The organism is Streptomyces sp. YIM S03343, from assembly GCF_054729195.1.
Genome location: NZ_JBPUKX010000001.1, coordinates 3,982,163 through 4,005,735, shown reverse-complemented (window position 1 = coordinate 4,005,735; position 23,573 = coordinate 3,982,163). Strand labels below are relative to the sequence as shown.

Annotated in this window: 22 protein-coding genes and 3 pseudogenes; 11 read left to right on the top strand and 14 right to left on the bottom strand. The window is 68.5% G+C overall.

Features of this window, described 5'->3' with window-relative positions; all coding sequences use genetic code 11:
* Nucleotides 1-39: 39 nt before the first annotated feature.
* The 3 genes from ACSYGN_RS17160 (at nt 40) to ACSYGN_RS17150 (ending at nt 3,324) form a co-directional block, all read left to right on the top strand.
* On the top strand, nt 40-876 hold the full coding sequence (locus ACSYGN_RS17160; protein ID WP_460396520.1) for an undecaprenyl-diphosphate phosphatase: 837 nt from the start codon (nt 40-42) through the stop codon (nt 874-876).
* 91 nt (nt 877-967) lie between these two features.
* Nucleotides 968-2,098 carry an MFS transporter gene (locus ACSYGN_RS17155; RefSeq protein WP_460403526.1) on the top strand — a complete coding sequence of 377 codons (1,131 nt, stop codon included), beginning with the start codon at nt 968-970 and terminating at the stop codon, nt 2,096-2,098.
* 290 nt (nt 2,099-2,388) lie between these two features.
* Nucleotides 2,389-3,324 (top strand): hypothetical protein, encoded by a 936-nt coding sequence (locus tag ACSYGN_RS17150; protein ID WP_460396518.1) that lies wholly within the window; start codon nt 2,389-2,391, stop codon nt 3,322-3,324.
* 15 nt (nt 3,325-3,339) lie between these two features.
* Here ACSYGN_RS17150 and ACSYGN_RS17145 read toward each other — a convergent pair whose 3' ends face one another.
* Together ACSYGN_RS17145 and ACSYGN_RS17140 are read right to left on the bottom strand one after the other, a co-directional pair.
* Nucleotides 3,340-3,612, bottom strand: a complete 273-nt coding sequence (locus ACSYGN_RS17145; RefSeq protein WP_460396516.1) for a hypothetical protein — start codon at nt 3,610-3,612, stop codon at nt 3,340-3,342.
* Between the two features lie 25 nt (nt 3,613-3,637).
* Nucleotides 3,638-4,276 (bottom strand): TetR/AcrR family transcriptional regulator, encoded by a 639-nt coding sequence (locus ACSYGN_RS17140; RefSeq protein ID WP_460396514.1) that lies wholly within the window; start codon nt 4,274-4,276, stop codon nt 3,638-3,640.
* A gap of 100 nt (nt 4,277-4,376) precedes the next feature.
* On the opposite strand from ACSYGN_RS17140, the gene ACSYGN_RS17135 reads away from it, so the two are divergent.
* Entirely contained in the window at nt 4,377-5,039 is a 663-nt protein-coding gene (locus tag ACSYGN_RS17135; protein ID WP_460396512.1) for a class I SAM-dependent methyltransferase, read from the top strand.
* Nucleotides 5,040-5,043: 4 nt separating this feature from the next.
* Here ACSYGN_RS17135 and ACSYGN_RS17130 read toward each other — a convergent pair whose 3' ends face one another.
* Nucleotides 5,044-6,408 (bottom strand): MFS transporter, encoded by a 1,365-nt coding sequence (locus tag ACSYGN_RS17130; RefSeq protein ID WP_460403524.1) that lies wholly within the window; start codon nt 6,406-6,408, stop codon nt 5,044-5,046.
* Nucleotides 6,409-6,550: 142 nt separating this feature from the next.
* Here ACSYGN_RS17130 and ACSYGN_RS17125 point away from each other — a divergent pair, with 142 nt between their 5' ends.
* Nucleotides 6,551-6,910 (top strand): ArsR/SmtB family transcription factor, encoded by a 360-nt coding sequence (locus ACSYGN_RS17125; RefSeq protein ID WP_460396510.1) that lies wholly within the window; start codon nt 6,551-6,553, stop codon nt 6,908-6,910.
* A 140-nt stretch (nt 6,911-7,050) separates the two neighbouring features.
* On the opposite strand, the gene ACSYGN_RS17120 is transcribed toward ACSYGN_RS17125, so the two are convergent.
* The 6 genes from ACSYGN_RS17120 to ACSYGN_RS17095 all read right to left on the bottom strand — a co-directional run bounded on the left by ACSYGN_RS17120 (nt 7,051) and on the right by ACSYGN_RS17095 (nt 12,975).
* Nucleotides 7,051-7,350 (bottom strand): zinc-ribbon domain-containing protein, encoded by a 300-nt coding sequence (locus ACSYGN_RS17120; RefSeq protein ID WP_460396508.1) that lies wholly within the window; start codon nt 7,348-7,350, stop codon nt 7,051-7,053.
* A 185-nt stretch (nt 7,351-7,535) separates the two neighbouring features.
* Nucleotides 7,536-8,939 (bottom strand): isopeptide-forming domain-containing fimbrial protein, encoded by a 1,404-nt coding sequence (locus ACSYGN_RS17115; RefSeq protein WP_460396506.1) that lies wholly within the window; start codon nt 8,937-8,939, stop codon nt 7,536-7,538.
* 698 nt (nt 8,940-9,637) lie between these two features.
* Nucleotides 9,638-10,093 carry a phosphotransferase gene (locus ACSYGN_RS17110; RefSeq protein ID WP_460396504.1) on the bottom strand — a complete coding sequence of 152 codons (456 nt, stop codon included), beginning with the start codon at nt 10,091-10,093 and terminating at the stop codon, nt 9,638-9,640.
* A 101-nt stretch (nt 10,094-10,194) separates the two neighbouring features.
* Nucleotides 10,195-11,019, bottom strand: a complete 825-nt coding sequence (locus ACSYGN_RS17105; protein ID WP_460396502.1) for a hypothetical protein — start codon at nt 11,017-11,019, stop codon at nt 10,195-10,197.
* Nucleotides 11,020-11,171: 152 nt separating this feature from the next.
* Nucleotides 11,172-11,651, bottom strand: a complete 480-nt coding sequence (locus ACSYGN_RS17100; RefSeq protein WP_460396500.1) for a nuclear transport factor 2 family protein — start codon at nt 11,649-11,651, stop codon at nt 11,172-11,174.
* Nucleotides 11,652-11,964: 313 nt separating this feature from the next.
* Complete coding sequence (locus ACSYGN_RS17095; RefSeq protein ID WP_460396498.1) at nt 11,965-12,975, bottom strand: NADP-dependent oxidoreductase; 1,011 nt, start codon at nt 12,973-12,975, stop codon at nt 11,965-11,967.
* A 111-nt stretch (nt 12,976-13,086) separates the two neighbouring features.
* On the opposite strand from ACSYGN_RS17095, the gene ACSYGN_RS17090 reads away from it, so the two are divergent.
* From ACSYGN_RS17090 to ACSYGN_RS17080, 3 genes are all read left to right on the top strand, one after another.
* Nucleotides 13,087-13,653: a TetR/AcrR family transcriptional regulator gene (locus ACSYGN_RS17090; RefSeq protein WP_460396496.1), complete on the top strand. Its 567-nt coding sequence runs from the start codon at nt 13,087-13,089 to the stop codon at nt 13,651-13,653.
* A 708-nt stretch (nt 13,654-14,361) separates the two neighbouring features.
* A complete protein-coding gene (locus ACSYGN_RS17085; protein WP_460396494.1) occupies nt 14,362-14,838 on the top strand; it encodes a hypothetical protein in 477 nt (158 codons plus the stop codon).
* Between the two features lie 92 nt (nt 14,839-14,930).
* Nucleotides 14,931-15,353, top strand: a complete 423-nt coding sequence (locus tag ACSYGN_RS17080) for a hypothetical protein (protein ID WP_460396492.1) — start codon at nt 14,931-14,933, stop codon at nt 15,351-15,353.
* A 101-nt stretch (nt 15,354-15,454) separates the two neighbouring features.
* Here ACSYGN_RS17080 and ACSYGN_RS17075 read toward each other — a convergent pair whose 3' ends face one another.
* From ACSYGN_RS17075 to ACSYGN_RS17060, 4 genes and pseudogenes are all read right to left on the bottom strand, one after another.
* Complete coding sequence (locus tag ACSYGN_RS17075; RefSeq protein WP_460396490.1) at nt 15,455-15,859, bottom strand: hypothetical protein; 405 nt, start codon at nt 15,857-15,859, stop codon at nt 15,455-15,457.
* On the bottom strand, nt 15,856-16,704 hold the full coding sequence (locus ACSYGN_RS17070; protein ID WP_460396487.1) for an IS5 family transposase: 849 nt from the start codon (nt 16,702-16,704) through the stop codon (nt 15,856-15,858). Before ACSYGN_RS17070 ends, ACSYGN_RS17075 begins: the two co-directional genes overlap by 4 nt.
* Nucleotides 16,705-16,962: 258 nt before the next feature.
* A complete protein-coding gene (locus ACSYGN_RS17065; RefSeq protein WP_460396485.1) occupies nt 16,963-19,221 on the bottom strand; it encodes an nSTAND3 domain-containing NTPase in 2,259 nt (752 codons plus the stop codon).
* A gap of 266 nt (nt 19,222-19,487) precedes the next feature.
* Nucleotides 19,488-19,847 (bottom strand): annotated as a pseudogene (locus tag ACSYGN_RS17060) (hypothetical protein).
* 61 nt (nt 19,848-19,908) lie between these two features.
* Here ACSYGN_RS17060 and ACSYGN_RS17055 point away from each other — a divergent pair.
* Nucleotides 19,909-20,719 (top strand): annotated as a pseudogene (locus ACSYGN_RS17055) (IS5 family transposase).
* Between the two features lie 47 nt (nt 20,720-20,766).
* Nucleotides 20,767-21,036, top strand: a pseudogene (locus ACSYGN_RS17050) (site-specific integrase); the annotation flags it as partial.
* A 67-nt stretch (nt 21,037-21,103) separates the two neighbouring features.
* On the opposite strand, the gene ACSYGN_RS17045 reads toward ACSYGN_RS17050, so the two are convergent.
* Nucleotides 21,104-21,733, bottom strand: a complete 630-nt coding sequence (locus ACSYGN_RS17045) for a hypothetical protein (RefSeq protein ID WP_460396483.1) — start codon at nt 21,731-21,733, stop codon at nt 21,104-21,106.
* Between the two features lie 492 nt (nt 21,734-22,225).
* On the opposite strand from ACSYGN_RS17045, the gene hemL reads away from it, so the two are divergent.
* Entirely contained in the window at nt 22,226-23,542 is a 1,317-nt protein-coding gene (gene hemL, locus ACSYGN_RS17040) for a glutamate-1-semialdehyde 2,1-aminomutase (RefSeq protein ID WP_460396481.1), read from the top strand.
* Nucleotides 23,543-23,573 lie beyond the last annotated feature (31 nt).

Sequence of the window (23,573 nt, the reverse complement as noted above, 5' to 3'; positions counted from 1 at the left end):
CCCCCGCCGGAAGGCGGGGGTATTCACGGAGGAATCCCGATGAGCGCTATCAGCATCGGCCAGGCCGTCGTCCTGGGAGTCGTCGAGGGGGTGACCGAGTTCCTGCCCGTCTCCTCAACCGGCCATCTGAAGATCACCGAGGGGCTGATGGACATCCCGGTCGACGACACTTCGGTGGTGGCCTTCACCGCCGTCATCCAGGTCGGCGCCATCGCCGCCGTGCTGCTGTACTTCTTCAAGGACATCGTGCGGATCGTCTCCGCCTGGTTCCGCGGGCTGCGGCACCGCGAGGAGCGGTACCACCACGACTACAAGTTCGCCTGGTGGGTCATCTACGCCACCATCCCGATCGTCGTCGTGGGCCTCGCCGCCAAGCCGCTCATCGAGGGCCCGCTGGCCTCCCTGTGGGTGGTCGCCGGGTCGCTGATCGTCGGGTCGGGTGCGATGTGGGCGGCGGACCAGATGGGCCGCCACAAGCGGGGCGAGGACGACACCACCCTCAAGGACGCCATGTGGGTGGGTAGTTCGCAGATCCTTGCCCTCCTCCTCCCCGGCTTCTCCCGCTCCGGCGCCACCATGTCCACGGCACTGGTCCTGGACCTCGACCGCGTCGCCGCCACCCGTCTCTCCTTCTTCCTCGGCATCCCCGCCCTGACCGGCGCCGGTCTCTACGAGCTGAAGGACGCCGTCGGCGCCGGGGTCGGCGCGGTCCCGCTGGCCGTCGGCACGGCGGTGTCCTTCGTCGTCGCCTACGCCTCGATCGCCTGGCTTCTGAAGTTCGTCGCCAAGCACTCCTTCAATGCCTTCGTGATCTACCGCATCATCATCGGCGTCGCCCTGCTGGGCCTGCTGGCGACGGGGACGCTGAACGCGTAAGACTTGGTGAGTGACGAACGGCGGGGGCGAGGTACAGAAGGGCCCGGCGGGGGCGGTGCGTGCGCCGGAACCGGCAGCGTCCGCGCGGCGGATGTGGCCCTTGTACGCCGCCGGGTTCACCACCGCGTTCGGGGCGCACGGCATCGCCGCCAATCTCGGGGCGGCCTCCCATGACGCCGTGACCTCGTTGCTGGTGCTCGGTGGGCTGCTCGCCCTCTATGACGGTGCCGAGGTGGTCCTCAAGCCGGTGTTCGGCACCCTCGCCGACCGTATCGGCGCCCGTCCCGTGCTGCTCGGCGGGCTCGTCGCCTTCGCGGTGGCGTCCGCCCTGTACGTCCTGGCGGACAGTCCCGGCTGGCTGTGGGCGGCGCGGCTCGGCCAGGGCGCCGCCGCCTCCGCCTTCTCGCCGTCCGCGTCCGCACTGGTCGCCCGCCTGAACCCGGCCGCCCAGCACGGCCGCGCCTTCGGGAGCTACGGCTTCTACAAGAGCGTCGGATACACCCTCGGCCCCCTGCTGGGCGGCGTGCTCGTCTGGGTCGGCGGGCTGCCGCTGCTGTTCACCGTCCTCGCCGTGCTCGGCGCCGCGGTGGCCTGCTGGGCCGCGCTCGCCGTCCCCGTCGTACCGCCGCTGCCGAAGGCCCGGCAGACCGTGCTCGACCTGGCCCGGCGGCTCGCCGACCCCGTCTTCCTCGCCCCGACCGCCGCACTGGCCGCCGCGACCGCCGCCCTCTCGGTGGGCGTCGGTTTCCTGCCCGTCTCGGGCCGCGCGGCGGGCCTCGGCACCGTGGCCACCGGTGCGGCGGTGTCCGTGCTCGCCGCCTGCGCCGCCGTCGTCCAGCCGCGCACCGGGCGGGCCCTGGACGAGGGGCGCCTGAGGACCCGTAGCGGACTCACCGCCGGACTCGCCCTCACCGCTGCCGGGCTCGCCTGCGCCATGCTGCCCGGCCTCACCGGCATCCTCACCGGCGCGGCGCTGATCGGCGCCGGAACCGGAGTCGTCACCCCGCTGGGCTTCGCCGCCCTCGCCTCCGCCACCCCCCGGGAACGGCTGGGCCAGACCATGGGCGCCGCCGAACTCGGGCGCGAACTCGCCGACGCGGGTGGGCCGTTGCTGGTCGCGGGGGTCGCCTCGGCCGCCACGCTCACCTGGGGGTTCGGGGTGCTCGCGGTACTCACGGGGGCGGGGGCGGGGATCGCCTTCGCGGGGCGGCGGGGCGGCTGACCGTCGCTGCGGGTCGGCAGGGCAGGGCGAGCGTGAGGCGGCCACCGCGCTCACGAAGGCCAGACCGAGCCCCGAGCCGTCTCCGGTACGGCCCCTCGGCGGGGGCGAAACGGTCGAATGCCCCGGGGCAGGAAGCCCGGCGGGAAGCCGGGCCCCGCGTCAGGGAACAGACCGAACGCACCCTGGGGCTTGCGCGTCACAGGAGCGGCACGACGGACGGTGGTAGCCGGACCGGAAGGCCGAAGGCCGCCTTCGGCGCACTCGCTCACGACCCCTGGGGTGACCCGTCCATGCACACGAGCCCGACCCCCACAGCCAAGCTGCTCACCACAGCCCTGCTGCTGTTCACCACCGCGGCCGTGACCGCAGGCTGCGGCAGCGACAAACCTGGCGCCCCCGGACCGAGGACCCGCGAGTCGGCCGTGGCGCCCCCGCAAGCCCAGGCCCGTGCCCGCCAGGTCGCCGACGCTTGGGACGGCTCCCACGTCGCGGCCACCTGGCTCCGGGGCTACCACCCGCTGGCGCCCGCGCTCCAGCCGCCGACGACCCCGCCCCGCAACGACTCGGACAGACACGCTTACGAAATAGGCGACTTCGACGTGCGCGGCAACTTTCCCACCGCTCCGTCCAAGGACGCGCAGGTGACCTGGCCGCGCGGTGGAGCCCTCACCCTGCCGGTGCTGGGCGCGGGGGAGGCGTACCGGTCTTTCGACCGCGCCACCACTCCCGGACCGCACCTCATCGTGACGGGAGCCAAGCTCGGCACGATGACCTTGGCCACCAGCCGGGGACCGGCGAACGTCTCGGCCTGGCTGTTCACCATCAAGGGCTACGACACTCCGTTGAAGCGGGCGGCCGTACGCCCCTCCACGCTCCCCGAGTCGCCGATCGGCCCGGCCAGGAATCTCCCGAGCGACGTGCTCTCGCCGCTCGGTGGACTGTCGGAGGTGTCCGGCGACGGCCGTACGGTCACCGTCAGCGCCGGCCACGGATCGTGCGACGACGGCCCGGCAGTACACGCGCTGGAGACGAACGGCAGCGTGGTGCTCGCGGCCTATGTCGTCGGCTCCACGGACGGCGCCTGCACGAGCGATCTGCGCGTCGAGGAGGTGACGGTGAGACTGGCCCGGCCCCTCACCGGCCGGATCCTCCTGGACGCCTCCACCGGCCGCCCGGTGGAGTACGGCGACGGGCCCGGCAACTCGAGCCCGGCACGCTGGGGTTGAGCGGCGAGTACAGGCTCAGACGTGGACCTGGACCTCATACTGCCGCCGCTGCCTGCGTCGGCGCCGTCGGTTCGTGAGCGCCGTGACCATCACGACGTACGTCGCCAGCGCCACGGGCAGAGTCCCGGAGCCTTCCGCCCACGCCCACGCCAGCAGGGCGACCGACACGACGGGATGGAGGAGCAGCAAGTCGAAGGGAAACGCGCCCTGCCTCCGCTCCCGCAGCCTTGAAGCGAAATCGACGGCCAGCGCGAGGGCCATGCCCACGGTGACGAAGACGATGTCCATCAAGTGGATCTCTCCTCCAGGGGTGTTACGAACCGCCAGTGGTTTCCGGCAGCAGTGATCGCAGTGCCATTGTCGTCAACTCGGCCTCCACCGCGTCCCGGTCGGGGACGACCGCCGCGCGGAAGGAGCGTCCGGCCAGGAGGGAGACGAGCCACCAGGCGGCCGTGTGGGGGTCGATGCCGGGCCGGATGTCGCCCGCCGACTGGCCTCGGTGGATCAACTCGGCCAGCGTGTCCGCGAAGTGGCGGTGGACCTGGCGCAGGGCCTCGGCGAGGTCCGGGTCGTGGGCCAGGGTGGTGGCGTCGGCGAACAGGAAACCGTGGGCGCCGGGCCGGTGGAAGCGGTCCATATGGGCGGGGTCGAGGAAGGCCGCCAGCACCTCTGGCACCGGCTTTCCCGTGTCCGCGGCCCGGTGCAGAAGCGCGGAGACGCCGTCGGTGGCGTGGTCGAGGGCCGCCCGGTACAGCGCCGACTTGGAACCGAAGTTCTGGAAGACCACCGGCTCGGTGACGCCGACCTTCCTGGCGATGTCGGAGACCTTGCCGCGCTGGTAGCCGGTCTCGGAGAAGACCTCCGTGGCGGCGGCGAGGATCGATGCCCGCCGCTCGGCGGCGGGCAGCCGGGTGCGCGTGCGGGGGCGGGGGTGAGGGCGGGGCTCGGTCACAGCGGTCATCGTATGCCGCCCCTTGCCAGATTTCTTAGTCGTGACTAAGTTATAGGCCGTCGGTACTTAGTCACGACTAAGTTATGGAGAGGGCAGGCCCATGAACCTCGGACACCTCATGCAGGGCGAACCCCACGCGGACACCCCCGGCGTGACGATCGCAACCCCTCGCGCCTACGAACTCTTCGGCGACGTCTGCTTCGCCGGCCGCCGGGGCCGCGCCTTCCGCCGCCTCGCCGCACTCAGCGGAGCCGAGCCGGGCGACCGCGTGCTCGACGTCGGCTGCGGCACCGGCTACCTCACCCGGTACATGGCCGCCCAGGTCGGCCCGGACGGTGCGGTGACCGGCGTGGACCCGTCGCCGCCGGTCCTGGACTACGCCCGCCGCAGGAAGCAGCGCCCCGGCAGCGCCCCCTGCAGCTATCGTCAGGGCATCGCCGAAGCCCTCGACCTGCCGGACGCGTCCTTCGACACCGTCGTCACCAGCCTGATGCTGCACCACCTTCCCGAGGAACTCCGCCCCGCGGCCCTGCGTGAGATGCACCGCGTCCTGCGGCCGGGCGGGCGGCTGCTGGTCGTGGAGTTCCGGCCGCCGAAGAGCCGGCTGGGCCGCCACCTGGTGCACGGCGGAGCAGGCCACGCCATGGCGCACAACCGCGTCGATCTGCTGGGCGGCCTGATCGCCGACGCCGGTTTCGAGGTCGGCGGGCATGGCGACGTACGGCCCTGGCTGTTCTACGTGCAGGCGACGCGGGCGCGGTAGCGGGTTATGGACGGACGTGCAGGCCGTCCACGACGAGGGCGTGGCTGTGCCGCCAACCGCCCCCGATCCGTACGGCGTTCACCAGGTGCGGATGGCCGTCGTGGAGTCCGCAGTGCTCGTGCTCGTACGCGTGCTCGTGCTCGACGGGCGCCAGCTCCTGCGACGGGGACGGCCACAGCCGCACCGCGACCACCCCTGCGGCCAGGGTGATGGCACCAAGGGTGACGACCGCCGACCCCAGACCCGCCCACGCGCCCAGCCACCCGGCCAGCGGGTACGTCAGCAGCCAGCAGCCGTGTGAGAGGGAGAACTGGGCGGCGAACGCGGACGTGCGCTCCTCGGGCGGCGCCGAGCGGCGGATCAGCCGTCCGGTCGGCGTCAGTACCATCGAGCACGCGGCGCCGAACGCGGCCCAGACCAGCAGCAGCGCGGGCCAGCGCCAGCCGCCGCTGCCCACCGCCGTGAGGGCGGCGAGCCCGGCGAAGACCCCGGCCAGGGCGAGGCCACCGGACAGCATCACCGTACGGTCCGCCGCCCGGTCGAGTACCCGGGGCAGCAGCAGGGCCACGACCATCGAACCCCCGCCGTACGCCCCGAGCGCCAGCGACACATCCGCCGCGCCCAGCCCCAGCCGGTCGCGGACGTACACCACGCTGTTGACCGTGACCATCGCGCTCGCGGCTGCCACCGCCAGGTTGAGGACGAGCAGGGCGCGCAGCTGCCGGTTCGCGAGGAAGAGGCGGGTGCCCGCGGTGGCATGGGCGTACGCCCTGCCGCCACGTGCCCCGCCGAAACCGACCGGCTTCGGCAGAACCGCGGACACCACCAGCGCCGCCGAGGCCAGGAAGCCGGCCACGGTGCCGAGGAACAGCCAGTTGTAGGCGACCAGGGACAGCAGCGCGGCGGCGAGGGCGGGGCTGAACAGGCTCTCCAGGTCGTACGCGAGGCGGGACAGCGACAGCGCCTGCGTGTAGTCGCGCTCGGCGGGCAACACATCAGGGACGACCGCCTGGAAAGTCGGTGTGAACGCGGCGGACGCCGACTGGAGAAGGAAGATCAGGAGGTAGACCTGCCAGACCTGGTCCACGAACGGCAGGGTCAGCGCCACCGTGGCCCGGATCAGGTCCGCGCCGACCATGAGTGTCCGCCGCGGCAGCCGGTCGGCGACCGCTCCGACGGCCGGTGCGATCGCCACGTACGCCACCATCTTGATCGCGAGCGCGGTGCCGAGCACCGAACCGGCGTCGGCGCCCGCGATGTCGTACGCGAGCAGCCCGAGCGCGACGGTGGCGAGACCGGTGCCGGTCAAGGCGATGACCTGGGCGGCGAAGAGGTGCCGATAGGTGCGGTTGCGCAGGACGGAGAGCATACGGCGGTCCCGGGGCCGGAAACGGTTGGTGGAACTGGCGACTGCCCTCACTGTATCCATAAGTGCGCACCTGTGCACATGTTGACGGGGTGGGCCCCGAAAGCAGGGACGTCGGCCCGCCCGGCCCCTCTACGCTGTCTTCATGCCTGCTCGCGAGCCCTTGTCAACTGCACCTGGTGTGCATCTGCGCCCCCCGGACAGCGCGCGCCTCACCGAGGCGACCGAGGTGTTCGCGCTGCTGTCCGACGCGACCCGGCTGCACCTGCTGTGGCTGATCGCGCAGGGGGAGTCGGACGTCGGCTCCCTGACCGAGCGCTGCGACGCATCCCGGACGGCGGTCAGCCAGCACCTGGCGAAGCTACGACTAGCGGGCCTGGTGGAGACGCGCCGCGAGGGCCGCCACGTCTACTACAGCCTCCGCGACGGACACCTGCGCCGCCTGGTGATCGAAGCCCTGAGCCACGCCGACCACCGCATCACCGGCCAGGCGCCGCACGACTGACGCGGTGCAGACGCAGCTGTGGGGCCGAAGGTTTACTCCTTCAAGTGACTCCGAAGTTACTAACTCTGATGTTACTGACATTGGAGTTAGTGACTGCCGGTACCTTCTCGGAGCGTGGCCCGGCGGATGACGACCCGGGCTCAGTGCTGGTACGGCTGCTGGTAAGGCTGCTGCGGCTGCCCGTACATCGGCGCTCCCTGCACGGCGGCGGCCTGCGCCTGGAGTTGCTCCGCCTGTTCCTTGGCTATCTTCTGCTCCAGGCCGCAGAACGTGCACTGGGTCGCGTACTTCACGGCGAGCGGGAACAACGGCACGAAGAACAGCGTGAACTTGGTGACGCGCTTGCGGAGCGTGTGCGCGGCGGGGTTTCCGCACCGGCCGCATACGAGCGTGAGCACGGCGAGCTGGTAGAGATATCCCTTGGTGCCGAAGATGATCATCCGGGAGGATCCTTTCCGGGGCGAAACCTGTCGGCACAGGCTACGACGGCCGCTGTCGCCCAGAGGTTTCCCGGGGTTCCTGGGCCTCCCCGGGTTCCCGGGAGGCCGACCTGTCGCTCACGTGCTGTTCGGCCTGTTCAGCCTGTTCGGCCTGTTCGGCTCACGGCCGAACGAAGCGGTACCGCCTACTTCTGGGTGGAGCAGGGGTCGCAGCAGGAGGGGGCCGGTTCGACGCAGACGGTGACGGTGTCGGTGTTGTTGGTGGTGTCGGGGTCCTTTTCGTTGCCGGTGGCGGCAGCGGTGTTGCTGACACGGCCGGCCTTGGTGGCCTTGGCCCGCAGCACGAGGGTGGCGGTGGCACCGACGGCCAGGTCACCCACGGACCACTGCCCCGTGGCCGGGTCGTAGCCTCCGGATGTCGCGTCGGCCGACAGGAAGGCGAGGCCGTCCGGGAGTTGGTCGGTGACGGTGACGCCGGTGGCATCGTTCGGGCCGGTGTTGTGCACGGCGATGCGATATGTGACGGTCTGGCCCACCGTGACGGTGGTGGTGTCCGCCGCCTTCGTCACGGTCAGGTCGGCAGCCGGTTTGACCTGCGTGACCTGCTCGTTGGAGGTGGACGTCAAAGACTCCGGCCTGTCGCCGAGCTGGTTCTCGTAGGAGGCGGTTGCGGTGTTGCTGATCTGCTTGCCGCCGCTGGCCCGGTCGATGGTGACCCGGTATTCCACCGTGGTCCCCGTCGGCAGGGTCTCGGTGCTGGGCAGGCTGCCGCCCTTCACACCGGAAGCGCCGTTGCCGAGATGGAAGACAACCTTGTTCGCCCCGGCGTCGTAGTACGCCTGGTCGTCTCCTTGCGCGTCGGTCTTCGCTCCGGCATTCGGGCCGTCAACGATGCGCAGGGAGTTGGGCAGATACGTGGTGCCCTGCGGGACGGCATCGGTCAGGATCAACTTCTCCGCTGCGCCGCCGCCTTCGTTCTTGGCGGTGATGCGGTAGGTGACGACGTCGCCCACGTCCAGCGGCCCGGCGGGAATTGCGGTCTTGGTGAGCACCACGTAGGGAGCGGTGCCGAAGAAGATGCCGTCCAGGAAGTTGCCGATGGCGCGGTTGCCGCCGGCGGCGGAGATGGAGCGGAAGGCGAAGCGAGTCAGCGTCTGGCCGTTCGGGACGACATAGGTGCCCGTGTAGTAGCCCCAGGCGGTGTTGCCGTCGGTGAAGCGCCTCTGCTCCACCTTCGAGCCCGGCGCGCCGATGTCCAGCGCCATGGTGTCGTCACCCTGGCGGCCGCGGTGGTACAAACGCCAGTACAGCTTCGTACCGGGCGTGGTCGGCAGATCCTGGTAGAGCGTGGAAACCTCGTTCGCGTTGAGCTCGGCGAACTGGGCGCCGTCGGCTGCCGGTACGCCCAGGAAGCCCGAGTGCCACAGCTCGATCCCGTGGTCGGAGGCGGTGGTGAGCCAGCCGGGGACCCGCTTGGACGCCTGTGTCTGTGAGGCGTCCGGCAGGATCTCGTAGTCGGTCACGGTCGGCTGTTCGAAGCTGCCGTTCGCCAGGGCAACCCGGAGCGGAGCAGCAGGGGGTGTGGTCATGGTTCTTCCCTCGAGTCGATGCCGCTGGAACGCGCCGCGGACCGGCCGCGCATCTGCGCGCCGTGGCGGAGCGGAACACCCGGTAGCGCATCGCACTCGAATGAATACGTAAAGTGACATGTGAAACGGACTGGTCAGTACTGCGCGGCAGGTTTGCGAACCCCTCCCCGGACACCCCACGGCACGCCGTGACTCATGCCGCCGCCGGCAGACCACTCCCGCCACGCCTGCCTCTCAGCTATCTCCCGCACACTCCTGCCGCGACTGAAAACTTCCGTTGTGCCCCCACCGCTCACCCCTGCTCAGGATGAATCAGCCATTAGCGAAGTTGACGTTCCTGGCAGCGGGCGCGGTGGGACACCGCGTACGGGTACATCCTTCTGTCGGATGCGGCGACCCGGAAGGATGGGACCCGCGCTGTACCCGGGAGGGGCGTTCAGCGGTGTGACAGGGCGCGCCCCAGCGCGAAGGAACGACGCTGCTGATCTGCGCTCACACCGACGTCTCCGACAGCGTGGCAGTCGCCGCCCTCGCCGACGCGGCGGCTGAACTGGGCCCCGTCACCCAGGTCGTGCACACCGCGGGTGTTTCACCCGTCCAGGCGCCGACGGAGCGGGTCCTGCACGTCGATCTGCTCGGTACCGCACTGGTCCTCGACGAGTTCGCGCGCGTCATCGTCCCCGGTGGCGCCGACGTCGTCATCTCCAGCATGGCGGGCCACATGCAAAGCCCGTACGCACCCGGGATCGAGCACGCGCTCGCCAACGCCGAGACCGCGGAGCTGCTCTCCCCTTGCCGTTCCTGCAGCCCGGTGGGCAACTCCGGTGCGGCGCCCCTTCTGCAGTCACGGCGCAGTTGCTGCCCCAGGCATCCCCGTGGATCACGTATTGCGGGCGCCCGATCGGAAGGTGGGCCCATTGTTGTTTGAGTTCGTCGAGCCGGTTGAGGAGCCACGTCCGGTCGTCGTCGTTCGCCGAGCGCGCGGCAGCGAGACGTTCGGCAACACGAACGAACGGCTGCAGCCGGCCAATGGGGAAACTGGGCTTGGGCAGTTGATGCATTTGGCGCAGAAGCGGCGCAAGGTCAGCTTCGGTGCCGTGCCCGTGGGGAGGCAGGAGCTCCCAGAACGTGGCGGCTCGGCCTCCGGCGCGCACGGGTTGATCCCGCTGTATGGGGCGCTCCCTGGTTGCCTGACGGTGCCTTCCGGCACATGATGCGCCCTCGGCGACTGGTGCCGCTGCAGGCTGGCAGCAGATCAGTCGGTAACGATGTTGGCCGTGAGGGCACAGACGGCTTCGCGAGTGCTGTCTGCTGCGAAGCGGACCTCTCGTACCTCCTGGAGCGGCTTCCCAGGCTTGGGCGCCACAGGGTACGGCTCGCGCAACTTGACGCTGAGCGTGGTGGAGTCGCCGATCGGCATCGCCAGGACGCCGTCATCGATCTGGACGGCCCTGCGATAGCCGCCGTGACGGGTCGTGTGGACCGATTCGACGAGGTCGAGCGGAATCGAGATCTGCGTGAAGTGGGCGAAGCGCAGCACGATTTTGCCGTCGCCGACGGTATGCGGACGGATGGACAGTGCCGCGATGAAGCCGAGCACCCAGAGGGTTCCGTAGACGGAGACCACCAGCAAGATGATGCGCACCACGGACCAGGGAACGAGGAACTCGAAGGCGAGGATCTCCAAAGGCGCGAGAAACACCATCACCCACATGATGGGCTTGATTTCCGAGCCGTAGGTCAGGGCCTGGTGCCCTTCCGGTGCATCCGGCTTGCGGCGGATCCAACGCCAAAGAGCTCGAAAAAGGCCGAATTCCAACCCCATCGCCTTGGCGACAGGGGCGGGGAGCACGGCGGACAGCGCCTGGTTGAGCGCCTCCTGCCCGTCGACTCCCCGGCTCCGCGAGGTCTTGTAGGTCCGTGCGGCAAAGGTGAATTCGGTGATGACGATCCCGGCCAGGAGAAGTTCGAGCAGCAGCCCGACCGCCACCGCCTCGCCGAGGCTGAACACACCGGTCCATACAAGGCAGACCTCGGCGAGGACAACGGTAGGCGCCGCCCATCGGGCGGTGGTCGCCACGAACCCCCGCAACGTCAACCACCTTTCCTCTCGTGGGTGTCAGGTACACCGGCCATTGTCCCCACCCGTTGTTCGCGGCTGAGCGACGCGAAGGTCCGCACTGGCTGCTTTTTTCGCAGGCGCGGGCCGTAGAGACAAGTCGCCTGGCTTCACTAGGAGTTGTCCAGACCAACAAACAGCCTCGCGATACGCCACTCGCCTTCGGCGTGCTGCAGCGTGGACGTGTAGAAGCCGGTCGCGATCACGGTCGGGCTCCCGCCCGCGTTCGACGTCAGCATCAGATAGGTCCACACCACTGCTGTGTCGGCGTCCGCACGGTGGAAGACCGTGTTGATGAGGTTGTGCCTTCGCTGCTCGGTTTGCGCTTCCGTTGCCTCTCGCACCAGGTCGACAATCGCCGTGCGTCCGATGAACGGGCCCTGATCGACCTCACCGGCAATCGAGGCCGTCCAAGTGGCGTCCTCGGTCAGGACACCCTCCAACGCCACCAGATCTCCGTGATCCAGGGCAAAGGCGTAGCGCGCCAGCGTCTGTTGGACGGCGAGCTGCTCTGCAGGGTCGAGATTCACCTCCCCCGCAGGCGTTGCGGTGAGGTAGCTGCTTCCCCAGCCGAAAGCCGCAGTTGTCGTCATATCAGTCCTCGCTCTGCTCGGTTGCCGGGTGAAAGATCGGGCGCGCACAGCGGCAGCAGGGACCCGGCGTGGGCTGAGAGGGCGGAGCGCGGGACGGCTGGTGATGCACGGACACCTCCAGCATCGGGAATGCAACCCCTTCGGCGATCTCCTGCGGCGAACCGAGCCGACAGCACGGGTCCACTCGGTTCGCCGCAGCGAGAATCGCAGCCGTTTGGGGTGCCACACGCGCCCCAAGCTCTCCGCGTCGGCGTCTCGATGGCCACCGGTATCCCGAGGACAAGCGCCGGACACGTGGTGAAACGGCTTGTTCCTAAGCGACCGTGAGCACGATCTTGCCCTGGATGTGCCCCCGGGCGGCGCGTTCGTGCGCTGCTCGGGCGTCCGCGAGCGCAAATGTGCTGTCGATCGCGACGCGGACCGTGCCCGCATCGAGCAGGCGTCCCAGTTCGGCGAGCTGAGCGCCATTCGAGCGGACCTGGGTGCCCGTGACCGTGACACCCAGCCCGGCGGTCTCTTCTTCGTCGAATTCGCCGAAGAATACGGGGAACTGGGAGCCGCCGCGCTTGAGCGTGCGAAGGAATCGCTTGCTGCCGGGGCCGCCGACGGTGTCGAGAACGAGGTCGACGCCGTGTACGAGTTCCTCGGGGCGATTCTTGGTGTAGTCGATGAACTCATCGGCGCCGAGCTCGCTCAGGAACGATTCATGCGCGCCCGATGCCACCGCGATGACATGTGCGCCCTTCCACTTGGCCAGTTGTAGCGCGAAGTGCCCCACCCCACCCGCGGCACCGTTGATAAGCACCGTCACGTTGGCGTCGAGTGGCACCGGACGATGCTTCGCCGCCTGGAAGGGCGACGGGTGATCGTGTCCGAGTTCGATCAGGAACTGCCACGCGGTGAGCCCGGCCATGGGGGCCCCGGCGGCGTGCACGTGATCGATGCCGACCGGCTTGAGTGCGAGGTCCGACGCAGGCGCGGCCACGTACTCGGCATATGCGTTGCCGTCGAAGCTGGGGAAGCGAAGGAGACCGAAGACTTCATCGCCGACGGAGAAGCCGTCCACATCAGCGGCGACGGCCTCGACGACGCCCGACAGGTCCGTCCCCGGAATCACGGGTAAGTCGAACTTCGGCCTCGTCTCCGGAGGGAGGTTGGACATGCCGTCGCGCAGGTACCAGTCGGGGGGATTGATGCCGACCGCGTGCACGCGAACGAGCACCTCACCCGGCCCCGGCTCAGGAATGGGCACCTCGTCGTACCGCAGAACCTCAGGGCCGCCGTGCTCATGGAGCCGGATCGCCCTCATCGTGTGTGTCGGCATCGGTTTCTCCTGCCCGCACCGCGGGATAGGCTCAATCGGATCAGCGATCCATATATCCGGACCACTGATCCGAATATATGGATCACTGATCCGGATAGTCAAGAGGGGCAGATGCGGGCCGACGCCAGAAAGAATCACGACCACCTGCTCGCAGTAGCGGGCGCCGCCATCACCGAGCAAGGCGTCGACGTATCACTGCGCGACATCGCACGCAGGGCGGGCGTTGGACTCGCCACGCTGCTCCGCCACTTCCCGACGCGCGAGGCACTGCTCGATGCCTTGCTCCGCACACGCTTCGACGAGCTGACGGCAAGGGCGGGCGAGCTCGAGACGTCGAACTCGCCCGAAGACTCACTCGTTTCGTGGCTACGCGACTGCGTCGCGTGCGCACATGAGTACCGTGGCGTGACAGCGCTGATGACAGCCGCCATCGAGGACACCGAGTCCGCACTCCACGCTTCGTGCGTCACCATGCGCGCAGCCGGCGCGCGGCTCCTCACCCGCGCTCAAGCAGCGGGCACAGCGCGGACCGACATTGATGGCACCGATCTGTTCGCGCTGGTCGCGGCGCTCGCGTGGCTCAGCGATCAACCCTCGCTCGCGCCACGCGCCGACCACCTCTTCGATGTCGTCGCCGGCGCGATTCTGACGAGCGCAGGGAACAGCGAGAAGCCGTAGCGTCAGGGCCACACCAGGCAGTACGGCTGATGCCCCGCCTCATGCGGCCGATGCGAGAAGTCCTGCCACTCGTGCAGCGATTGGGGGTGGGAGGGCGCTGACCTGGTGCTTCGCAAGGAAATGGGCGTTTACCTGGGAAAACTCCTCTCGGTAGTTCTCACGGGTCAACGCCGTTTCCCGGGCTCATGTGCCCTGGATGTGCCCTGGGACCTTTCGCCAGGCGGCGCCTTGTCCGGTGGGTCGCAGGCGTAGCCTCTTCGGATTCCTCGTAGCGGTGAGATTCGGCCAAAGAACCCAGGATTCCCTCCGGTTGAGCGCATTGTCGTGTTTGTGCTCTAGCGCTTTGCCTGTCGTGCAGTGAAGATGCCCGCCGTACTGAGAACCGGGGGGCGGTTAATGGGGTTCGGGTGGGGATCGCGTGTTCGGGAGCGGGCCGGAGAAGAGCTGTCCGACGGGCCCGAAGTGCCGGTCCAGACCGGTCCTCCGACGGTCGGGGACAGACGGTCCGATGCTGGGGACCCGACTTCTTCGGAAGTGACTGGGTTGCTGTGCCAGGCCGTGTACACGCGTCCTGACCGCATCGGGGCTGTCAAAGCATGGTGGCGCAAGGTACGCGGCAAGGGTGGCAAGGCCGACAAGCCGCGGCGTAGTACGCGTCGGCGTATCTATCTGGAGGGGAGTGACGACTGCCCTCCACTGGGCGAACCGATGGCGCGCTGGGTGATGGATCACGTTCTGCATGGGCCGCCGCTGGCTGTCCCGTCGTACGGGTTCGACCTGGTGCCGGTGGTGGCGCACAGCCTGCGCGCACGAAGGCGCTGGTTGGTGCGAAGGCTTGGCGTGCTGCTGGTGGCTGTGGTCCTGGCATACCTGACACCACGAGCCGGCGTGGTGTGGGTCGTTGCAGTCCTCGTGGCCCTGTTGATGCGGTGGGTTGCACTGCGGGCGCAGAGAAAGCCGAAGAAGTCACGGCTGGCGGTCTCTCCCCGGTCGGCGTATCTCGTGCTGTGCGTGCCGTGGGTGCTCGCGGTTGTGCCTTATGAGCCGACCGGCGCTGAGGTGGTGGGCCTGCGGGTCGGCCTGGTCGTCCTGCCGTTCGCGCTGCTGGTGGGGGCCGCGCTGGTGTATGCCGGTGACCGGTTCGTGGCTCGGGCTGCTCTGAGAGGTCGTTTTGAGAGCATTTGACGGGGAGGCGGTAGACGCTTGAGTCTCGCGGACCTTCATCGGCTATCACTCCCACCACGTTGTACGAGAGAGCGTTACGCGATACTCGTCCTGTGGAGTGGTTCGAGCGGGCCCGGGCAGCGGAACAGCTCCGGGATTGGGATGCGGCCATCGCGCTGGTAAGCGCCCGCGCCGAGTGCTACTCCACCGATCACTACATGCACAACAACCACCTGTGGCACATGGATTTGCTCGTCCGTGCGGGGCGGTTCTCGGAGCTCAAGGAACTCGCTCTCACGGATGTCCATGCGCGTCGGAGGCTCAACAGATCGCTTCGCGAGCAGGGGATGGAGGCGGCGCTTCGCAGCCGCGCGCAAGGTGGTGACCGCGACGCTCTGTACGTCTTTGTTCGGCTGCTGTGCGAGACAGAACGGGCCCAGGAGGCCCATCGAGCGGTCCAGGACCTCGGCCCGGAGGATCAGTACGCACACCAGATCGTGGCCCGCTTTCGATCGCCGTCAAGCGGTGCGCAGTGACGCTCGACACCCGCCTTGTCCGACCTGTCAGGAGGCCGTTCGTGGAGTGTCTCGTTCGTGGGTGAGACAAAGGCAGGGCCGCAGGTCGCGGCGCTCATCGGTTACTGCTTCCTGGCGAAGCTGCCAGCCTCGTCCTCGGTGATGATGTCGAGCTTGACCAGGCGTTTCAGCTTGGCGCGGGTGCCTTCGATCTTCTTCGGCAGTGGTTCGTGGTCGAGGGCTTCGCAGACGTCGCGGGCCCGGAGAGGGCTGGCGGCCTCGTTGAAGACGGCGAGGATGCGGGGGTAGTCCGGGTGCTCGGGCAGGTCCGGCGAGTCGTTCCGGGCGGGGATCCGGTCGGCGAGGGCCGTGACGGTCTTCCTGGTGATCGCCAGGTGTTCGAGGTGGGTCTCGGCCTCCCCCAGCCGGGTTTGAAGTTCGTCGATCTGGGTGCGGAGGTCGTCGGCCAGGGACCGGGCGGCATCCTCCTGGATGCCGAGCGCGTCGAGCAGGGGCTGGACGTTCATACGGGCACCGCCTGCGGGTCGCGCCAGGTGAGGGTGTTCGCGCCGGTGAGGCGACGGACCATGACGTGAGTCATCGCCCAGTAGACGCGGGAGGCGGAGGATGACGGGCGGTGCTCGTAATCACGGACCAGGCGCCGGCGCAGTATGAGGATCCCGTAGGTCTGCTCGACCCTCCACCGCTTCGGCTGCGGGACGAACCCCTTGTCCTGCGGGTTGCGTTCTACGATCTCGACGTCGATGTCCAGGCGGGTGCCGTGGACGACGACCTGGTTCTTGAAGCCCTGGTCGACCAGGGCCTTCTCGACGGTTCCGCCGGCGTGCTCGCCGACCTGGTCCAGCAGGGCGATGCCCGCGGCGTTGTCGTGCGTGTTCGCGGCAAGAACGGCGACGGCGATGACTAGGCCCAGCACGTCGACAGCCAGGCCCCGCTTGCGGCCCGGCACCCGTTTCGCCGGATCCCGGCCGGTCGTGGAGGCGGGGACCCCGGCGGCCACGTGGACACTCTGCGTGTCCAGCACGACCAGGGTCGGGTCCTCTAATCGGCGGGCCCTCTCACGGACCTGGCAGCGCAGGAGCTCGTGGATGACCTGGTCGGTTCCGTCGTCCCGCCAAGCGGCAAAGTAGTAGTACGTCGCGCTCTTCGGCGGCAGGTTGTGCGGGAGGTATGCCCACTGGCAGCCGGTCCGGCCCTGGTAGAGGATCGAGTTCACGATCTCCCGCATCTCATAGGCCCCCTGGTGGCCGCTCACCGAGCGGTGCCGGTCCTTCCACGCCGTGATCACCGGCTCGATCAACGACCACTGCCTGTCCGACAAGTCACTTGGATACGGCTTGCGTTCACTCACCCCGCCACCCCAACAGACCACCGGCCGTGGAACAGCAGAATCCGCCCCCGCCCACACCATCAGGCGATGACAGAACCGCTCAAAGATTCACGAACCGCCCTCTCAGAAAGAACTTCGGCATCGGCACACTATCGAGTGGCCTTGACGTCGTGAAACGGCCCTTCCGGCGTGGCTTGGTCATCGCAACACCCTCAGGGGCTGGTGTTGCAAAGACCTGTTAGCGGGGCAGGGGTGTGACGGACGTGGGAGGGCAACTGTTCAGCCCGCGCCGTCCGACTCCGCGTTGCCGAGGCCGCTCATGAACTCCGCGACGACGGCCTGCTCATGACGGGAGTCGGGTGGCAGCTTGACCGGTCGGCCTCGGTCCGGTGAGCGCTCCGCCAGGGAGCGCCATGCAGCCTCCCGCGCCTGGGTTAGCTGCTCCCGCACCCGGTCGACGGCCCGGAACTCCTCATCGTGCAGCAGGTGGGCGTCGTTGTCGGTAAGGAAGCTCAGCAGCGCTTCGAGGTAGTTGATGCTTGTCTCGCTGAGGTCCCCGGGGTCGGCGGCGAGTTCACGCAGTTTCTCCAAGGCGCACTCCACCATGTCGTCCAGCAGCGTTCCCTCGGCGAACCATCCGATCGGCTCGTCAAGATACGCATACCAGTTGTTCACCTGGACCCAGCCGGCGGCCACACGCTCCGAGATCTGGCTGCTGACATGTTCGTCGACCAGGGAGCGGAACTCGGCGGAGACCTCCTGCGTAATCAGTCGGCTGCCGTCCAGCGAGTTCGCGAGCCGGAGCAGATCCTTCGTGTTCTCCGACCACCGCGGCAGCTCCCGGGCCCGGTGCGCCACATAGTCCGCCAGTGACGAGGAGCCGATGGTCTCCGCGGTGTCGAGGGCCCACTCAAGGTGAACCTCTCTGTTGTCATCCACCGTGTCTTCTGCCCCGAGTACCGCGGAGGTCAACGACTGCTTGAGCTCTATCAGTTGTGCGAGAATGCCGCCGCCGTCTGCCAACCGTCCGGCATCCACGAGGCGTTCGACCTGCCGCATATCGCCGCAGGAGGCGAGCAATGCACCCAAATGCCCCCGGCCGGCGTTGAGGTGGAAGCGGATGTAGTCGGCAATCGACGGGTTATGGAAGGAGACGGCACCTTCGTCGATGACGACCATGGTTCCGTCGAGCACCTGGAGCGCGTGACGGAAGCGGCGGCCGTCCGCCTCTCGGTCCAATTCCTTGCGATACCAGGTCCAAGTCTCCTCCAGTTCGACGAGTCCGACGGACTCGTACGTGAAGAGGATCTCCAGCAAGTGCACGGCTTCGTCGGTGAGTTCGTTCTCGACGATGCGTTCCCATATCCGCCGGGGATTGTCCAGGTTGGCGACCATGGCGGTGGCGACGTCCGGTTCGCGCTTCAGGTCGATGCGCAGAGTCTCCTCGATCAGGCGCGGGCTGAAGTTGCGGTGGCGAACCACGGGCAGCCAGGCGTCGCGAGCGGCGAACTGCCGTTTCTGTCGCGGTCCGAGAGCCGAGCGGTGGACGTGGTTGTAGAGGATCCGCCCGCGGGTCAGCAGGTCCAGGTCGGTGAGGCGAATGCCGGTGAGAGCGTCCCGTACATCTTCGGCGGCCAGCCGATCGTGCTTGCGGCGGGCCTCCTCCAGGATGTAGTCGCGGGTCGTCATGACCAAGGCCTTGTCTGGCGCGTCTCGTATCGCGCGCATCACGGACAGCAGGCGCGTGTCCTCGTTCTTGCCGAACTGGGGCAGCAGTGTGGTCTGGCCCAGGAAGTCGTCGTAGAGGAAGAGTTGGGGCACGTCGTCGCGCCAGAGTTCTGTGACCTCGTCGATGTCCTGGCTGACCTCGTGCACCTCCCAGCCGTGGCCCATCCGCCAGGCGGCGAGCATACGCGCGACTGTGGTCTTCCCGACGCCGGGGATGCCGGTCACGATGCACACGTGCTGCTCGTCGAGAAGCTGCCGGGCACGCGCGAAGCCCTCGTGCGGGACGAACGTCTGAGCCACCTTCGCCAGCTCGCGCCGCAGCCAGTCGGAGCGCAACAGCGGGCCCTTGTGTAGCAGCGCGCCAAGTGCCGCCGTACCGCTGAGCCAGAGCCGGAAGTGCCGCTCCACCAGCTGCGGTCGCTCCCGCAGGGCAGCCACGATGTCATCCACGCCGTGGATGTCCTCGGTGGACCGGATGTGGGGGGCGAAGGCGGCGCGCAGCTTCTCCTTGGCGTCGACGGTCAACCCGACGGTGGTGGCGAGAACATAGCGGTCCGGCTTTAGCGCGGCGACCTTGGGGACCTCCTCGTCGGTCAGGTGGGCCAGGAGTTTCGCGCGGCCGCTGCGGTACCAATGCTTGCACTGGACAATCGTGCAAGGACCGTCTTCCGGGTCATGGCGCAGGTCGACGCCCCGGTCCCGGCCGCGCGGAAAGATCTCCAGCGGCACGCCCAGGAGCTCCGTGAACAGGTCCCGGCACACCTCCTCGAAGTCGTGGTCTGTCAGCCGCCCCAGCTCAAAGGAATCCATGCCGCCTTCGCCCGTGCATCCCGGTACCCCTCGGTCCTCCCGCGGGGCTCGATCGGACCCATTCTCCACGACGCGGCCTTAGCGTTGGCTGTTCCGCCCGTCAGCGGCAAGATCCCGGAGCTGGTGACACTCAGGGGGGGGAGCACTACTGATGATCTTTGCGTGATGTCTCGCTAGAGCCGACGAACGTCCCAGTTCAGGCACACTCCGTCTGCGACATCACGCGTGGAATCTCAGTAACTAATCGATTCGGATTGGGACGGCCTTCAGTCGTCGAGGAGTTGAAGGACCTGGGTGAACTCGCCGGTATCGATCAGACCGGCGAGGACCCGGGTCATGTTGCTGATGCCGCGTCACGGACGATGAGCCCATCCGCGCACCAGAAGTAGCGGCCTGCGAGGGCCTCCCCGCTGGTGGCCCATCGGCTCATGCGGATCTCGACCTGAGCCAGGGTGATGATGGTCGCGCTTCACCGGGAACCATCCTTGATATGCACGAAGACATCGACGTTGTCAACGGCCCTCCACGTCCTCGCCGGCATTCGGCAGGAACGCGGCCTCGAACTGCTCGGTGTGGACGCGGTACCAGGGTTCGTCCCAGCTGCCCGATGTTGTGCTGTCGCTCATCGGGAGAATGTGCCCGGCCCATCCGCCCTCCTCAACTGCTTTGTTCTGGCACGCTTCCGGTGTGAACAGCGATCTTGTGCCCAACGACCTATGGGAGCGGATAGCCCTGCTAATCCCGGCCCGGCCGCTGCGGCGGCACCGGTTTCCTGGACGCAAGCCAGTCGACGACCGGACTGCGCTGGCCGGGATCGTGTATGTCCTGCGCAAGGGCGTGTCCTAGGCAGACGTCCCGGCTGAACGGATCGGCTGCTCTGGGGTCACCTGCTGGCGGCGACTACGAGACTGGACGGAGACGGGGGTATGGCCCCGCCTGCACGAGGCCCTGCTCGTTGAGCTGCGACATGCCAGCCTGCTGAGTATGAACGACTGCGCGATCGACGGCTCACACGTCAGGGCCCTCAAAGGAGGGGGCTCACATCGGGCCTTCACCAGTCGACCGCAGCCGCCCGGGCAGCAAGCACCATGAGATCGTCGACCACCGCGGCACCCCGCTCGCCGTCTCGCTGGCCGACGGCAACCGGCACGACGTCACCCAGCTCATCCCGCTCTCGGATGCGATTCCGCGTATCCGGGGCCTGCGCGGCCGTCCCCGCCACAAGCCGAAGCGCCTGTACGCCGACCGAGGCTACGACTTCTGCAAGTACCGCCGACTTGTGTGGGCCCGCGGTATCGTCCCGAAGATCGCCCGGCGTGGCGCCCCGCACGGCTCCGGCCTGGGCAAGACCCGCTGAGTCGTAGAACGCACGTTCGCGTGGCTGCACCAGTTCAAACGCCTACGCATCCGCTACGAGATACGCGCCGACCTACACCACGGACTCCTCCAACTCGCCTGCGCCATCATCTGCTTGAGGCGGCTACGGAGCGCATTCTGAAACGATCAGTAAGCCGATGCCCTCCGCGACGGCGGACTTTCTACTCAGGCGTGCGCGCCCTCCGGCACGCCTACGCCTCCGTACTCCTGGACGCGGGGGAGAGCACCAAGGCGCTCTCCGAGTACCTCGGCCACTCGGACCCGGGCTTCACGCTGCGGACGTACACGCACCTGCGCCCGTCCAGCGAGACCCGCACCCGCAAAGCGATCGACGACGCCTTCACGGACGCCCAGGAGCCCGAAGCTCAGGGCACATCCATGCCCCCGGAAGTGCCCCCAACGAAACCCATGTGCCCTCAATGTGCCCTGGCCGCCTGACGGCCTCTCTCCGCACATGACGAGGGCGGGGTCCGAAACCCCGCCCAAAAACCACTCAAACCCCAGCTCAGGGCCACACCAAGCAATAAGGCTGGTGCCCCGCTTCATGCAACCGATGGCTGAAGTCCTGCCACTCGTGCAGCAACTGGTACACATCGAACGCGTCGCGCGGGCCGCCCCGGTCGGGGACCGTCGACCAGATGAACGCCGCCGCGCCCACCGCTTCCTCGCCGATGTCGCGGAGGGGGTCGACCACCGTCATCGGGAGTTTGACGACCGCGTAGTCCGGGTGCAGGACCACGAGTTCCAGGGGCGGGACCTTGGACAGGGGGACGCCCTCGATGCCCGTGAGGACCATGGCCGCCATCGTCTCGGGCTTGATCTTGGTGAACATGCCGTTCATGCCGAGCTCGTCGCCGCCGAGTTCCTCGGGGCGCATCGAGATCGGGACGCGGGCCGCGGTCGCGCCGTCGGGCGCGCCGAAGTATTTGTACGTCACCCCCACCCGACCACCATTCCTGCTCCCCGCCCCGATCCGGTCGACCCGGCGTTCGGGTCTCTCGGGCTCGATCGGTACTCCGTGCCCATGCTGCCGTACTTCGGCGGCCTCCTCCGCGTCGCGCCGGTGCCTTCCCCGCCGGGCACGTCGAGGACCCAGGTCATCGGTCCCCTCGCCCAGTCCGCCACCGCGATGCATATCTCCACCCGACTGCTTTTCTAGGACGCGCGGCCCCCGCAGCGCAACCCGATCATCGTGTCAGTGACCTCCCCCACGGCTGCTCGCCGAAACGTACGGGGCAGAACACTCCGTGGGTACTCCTGCTTCATCGATTGCTTCACTGATTGGTACACCGATCAATACGCCCGTGAGGGCCGTGCGTATCAGCTCCCGGCCGGACTGTGTGTATCAGGTCCTAGTTTCGCAGATCACAGGGGGCGGTCCAGCGGATTGCGGGGTGGTGCGCGTGTGCCGTACGGCCCCTCGGCGGCCCACCGGGCGGCGTGCGCCGGGCATGAGGCCCCCGTGGGGGCGGGAGGAGCGTTGTGGTGGCGCGCCCATGGTCACCCCGCGCCCCGCCCGGGACGGTGCCCGGCGGCCACCCGCGCCCCCCGGGCGCCGCGCGCCCCTGGCCTACCCTGGGGTGGTCACCCACCAGCGGAGTGCGAGAGGTCGGAGAAGTCGCAGGTCATGAGTGAACTGCCCTATTCATACGATGCGCCTGTCTCACAGGCCCTGTTCGACCGTGCGGCCGTCGTCACACCCGGCGGCGTGAACTCCCCGGTGCGCGCCTTCCGCGCCGTCGGCGGCACGCCCCGCTTCATGGTGTCCGGCCGCGGCCCCTACCTCACGGACGCCGACGGGCGCGAGTACGTCGACCTGGTGTGCTCCTGGGGGCCCATGATCCTCGGGCACGCCCACCCCGAGGTCATCGCCGCCGTCCAGGAAGCCGTCTCCCGCGGTACCTCCTTCGGCACGCCCGGTGAGGGCGAGGTCGCCCTCGCCGAGGAGATCGTCGCCCGTGTCGAGCCCGTTGAGCAGGTCCGGCTCGTCTCCAGCGGCACCGAGGCCACCATGTCGGCCATCCGGCTCGCCCGCGGGTTCACCCAGCGGCCCAAGGTGATCAAGTTCGCCGGCTGCTATCACGGGCATGTCGACTCGCTTCTTGCCGCGGCGGGGAGCGGGGTCGCGACCTTCGCGCTCCCTGACACCCCGGGTGTCACCGGGGCCCAGGCCGGCGACACCGTCGTCCTCCCCTACAACGACCTCGAAGCCGTTCAGGAGGCCTTCCACCGCCACCCAGGCGAGATCGCCTGCGTCATCACCGAGGCCTCCCCCGGCAACATGGGCGTCGTCCCGCCGCTGCCCGGCTTCAACCAGGGGCTCAAGGACACCTGCCGCGCCAACGGCGCCCTCTACATCTCCGACGAGGTCATGACCGGCTTCCGTACCAGCCGCGCCGGCTGGTACGGCGTCGACGGCGTCCGGCCTGACCTCATGACCTTCGGCAAGGTCATGGGCGGCGGCTTCCCCGCGGCGGCGTTCGGCGGGCGCGCCGACGTCATGGCCCACCTCGCCCCCGCCGGGCCCGTCTACCAGGCCGGCACCCTCTCCGGGAACCCCGTCGCCACCGCCGCCGGACTCGCCCAGCTCCGGCTGCTCGACGACGCCTCCTACGGCGTCCTCGACCGCGTCTCCACCCAGATCCAGGAACTGATCACCAGCGCGCTCACCAAGGAGGGCGTCGCGCACACCGTGCAGCGCGCCTCCAGCATGTTCTCCGTCTTCTTCACGGACCGGCCCGTCCGCACCTACGAGGACGCCAAGGCGCAGGAGTCCTTCCGCTACACCGCCTTCTTCCACTCCCTCCTCTCCCACGGCGTCTATCTGCCGCCGTCGTCCTTCGAGTCCTGGTTCGTCTCCACCGCCCACGACGAGCGGGCCGTCCAGAAGATCGCCGACGCCCTCCCGGCGGCGGCCCGAGCGGCCGCGGAGGCCACCGCGTGAACAGCGACAACCACAACACGAGCAGTGGTGA

Excerpts from the sequence above, each read along its gene's own strand:
- ACSYGN_RS17075 (WP_460396490.1), bottom strand. The coding sequence starts at position 15,859 with ATGAACGTCCAGCCCCTGCTCGACGCGCTCGGCATCCAGGAGGATGCC.
- ACSYGN_RS17145 (WP_460396516.1), bottom strand. The coding sequence starts at position 3,612 with ATGGACATCGTCTTCGTCACCGTGGGCATGGCCCTCGCGCTGGCCGTC.
- ACSYGN_RS17125 (WP_460396510.1), top strand. The coding sequence starts at position 6,551 with ATGCCTGCTCGCGAGCCCTTGTCAACTGCACCTGGTGTGCATCTGCGC.
- ACSYGN_RS17130 (WP_460403524.1), bottom strand. The coding sequence starts at position 6,408 with ATGCTCTCCGTCCTGCGCAACCGCACCTATCGGCACCTCTTCGCCGCC.
- ACSYGN_RS17065 (WP_460396485.1), bottom strand. The coding sequence starts at position 19,221 with ATGGATTCCTTTGAGCTGGGGCGGCTGACAGACCACGACTTCGAGGAG.
- ACSYGN_RS17100 (WP_460396500.1), bottom strand. The coding sequence starts at position 11,651 with ATGACGACAACTGCGGCTTTCGGCTGGGGAAGCAGCTACCTCACCGCA.
- ACSYGN_RS17150 (WP_460396518.1), top strand. The coding sequence starts at position 2,389 with ATGCACACGAGCCCGACCCCCACAGCCAAGCTGCTCACCACAGCCCTG.
- ACSYGN_RS17045 (WP_460396483.1), bottom strand. The coding sequence starts at position 21,733 with ATGCATCGCGGTGGCGGACTGGGCGAGGGGACCGATGACCTGGGTCCT.
- ACSYGN_RS17160 (WP_460396520.1), top strand. The coding sequence starts at position 40 with ATGAGCGCTATCAGCATCGGCCAGGCCGTCGTCCTGGGAGTCGTCGAG.
- ACSYGN_RS17090 (WP_460396496.1), top strand. The coding sequence starts at position 13,087 with ATGCGGGCCGACGCCAGAAAGAATCACGACCACCTGCTCGCAGTAGCG.
- hemL (WP_460396481.1), top strand. The coding sequence starts at position 22,226 with ATGAGTGAACTGCCCTATTCATACGATGCGCCTGTCTCACAGGCCCTG.
- ACSYGN_RS17120 (WP_460396508.1), bottom strand. The coding sequence starts at position 7,350 with ATGATCATCTTCGGCACCAAGGGATATCTCTACCAGCTCGCCGTGCTC.
- ACSYGN_RS17085 (WP_460396494.1), top strand. The coding sequence starts at position 14,362 with ATGGCGCGCTGGGTGATGGATCACGTTCTGCATGGGCCGCCGCTGGCT.
- ACSYGN_RS17135 (WP_460396512.1), top strand. The coding sequence starts at position 4,377 with ATGAACCTCGGACACCTCATGCAGGGCGAACCCCACGCGGACACCCCC.
- ACSYGN_RS17095 (WP_460396498.1), bottom strand. The coding sequence starts at position 12,975 with ATGCCGACACACACGATGAGGGCGATCCGGCTCCATGAGCACGGCGGC.
- ACSYGN_RS17155 (WP_460403526.1), top strand. The coding sequence starts at position 968 with ATGTGGCCCTTGTACGCCGCCGGGTTCACCACCGCGTTCGGGGCGCAC.
- ACSYGN_RS17115 (WP_460396506.1), bottom strand. The coding sequence starts at position 8,939 with ATGACCACACCCCCTGCTGCTCCGCTCCGGGTTGCCCTGGCGAACGGC.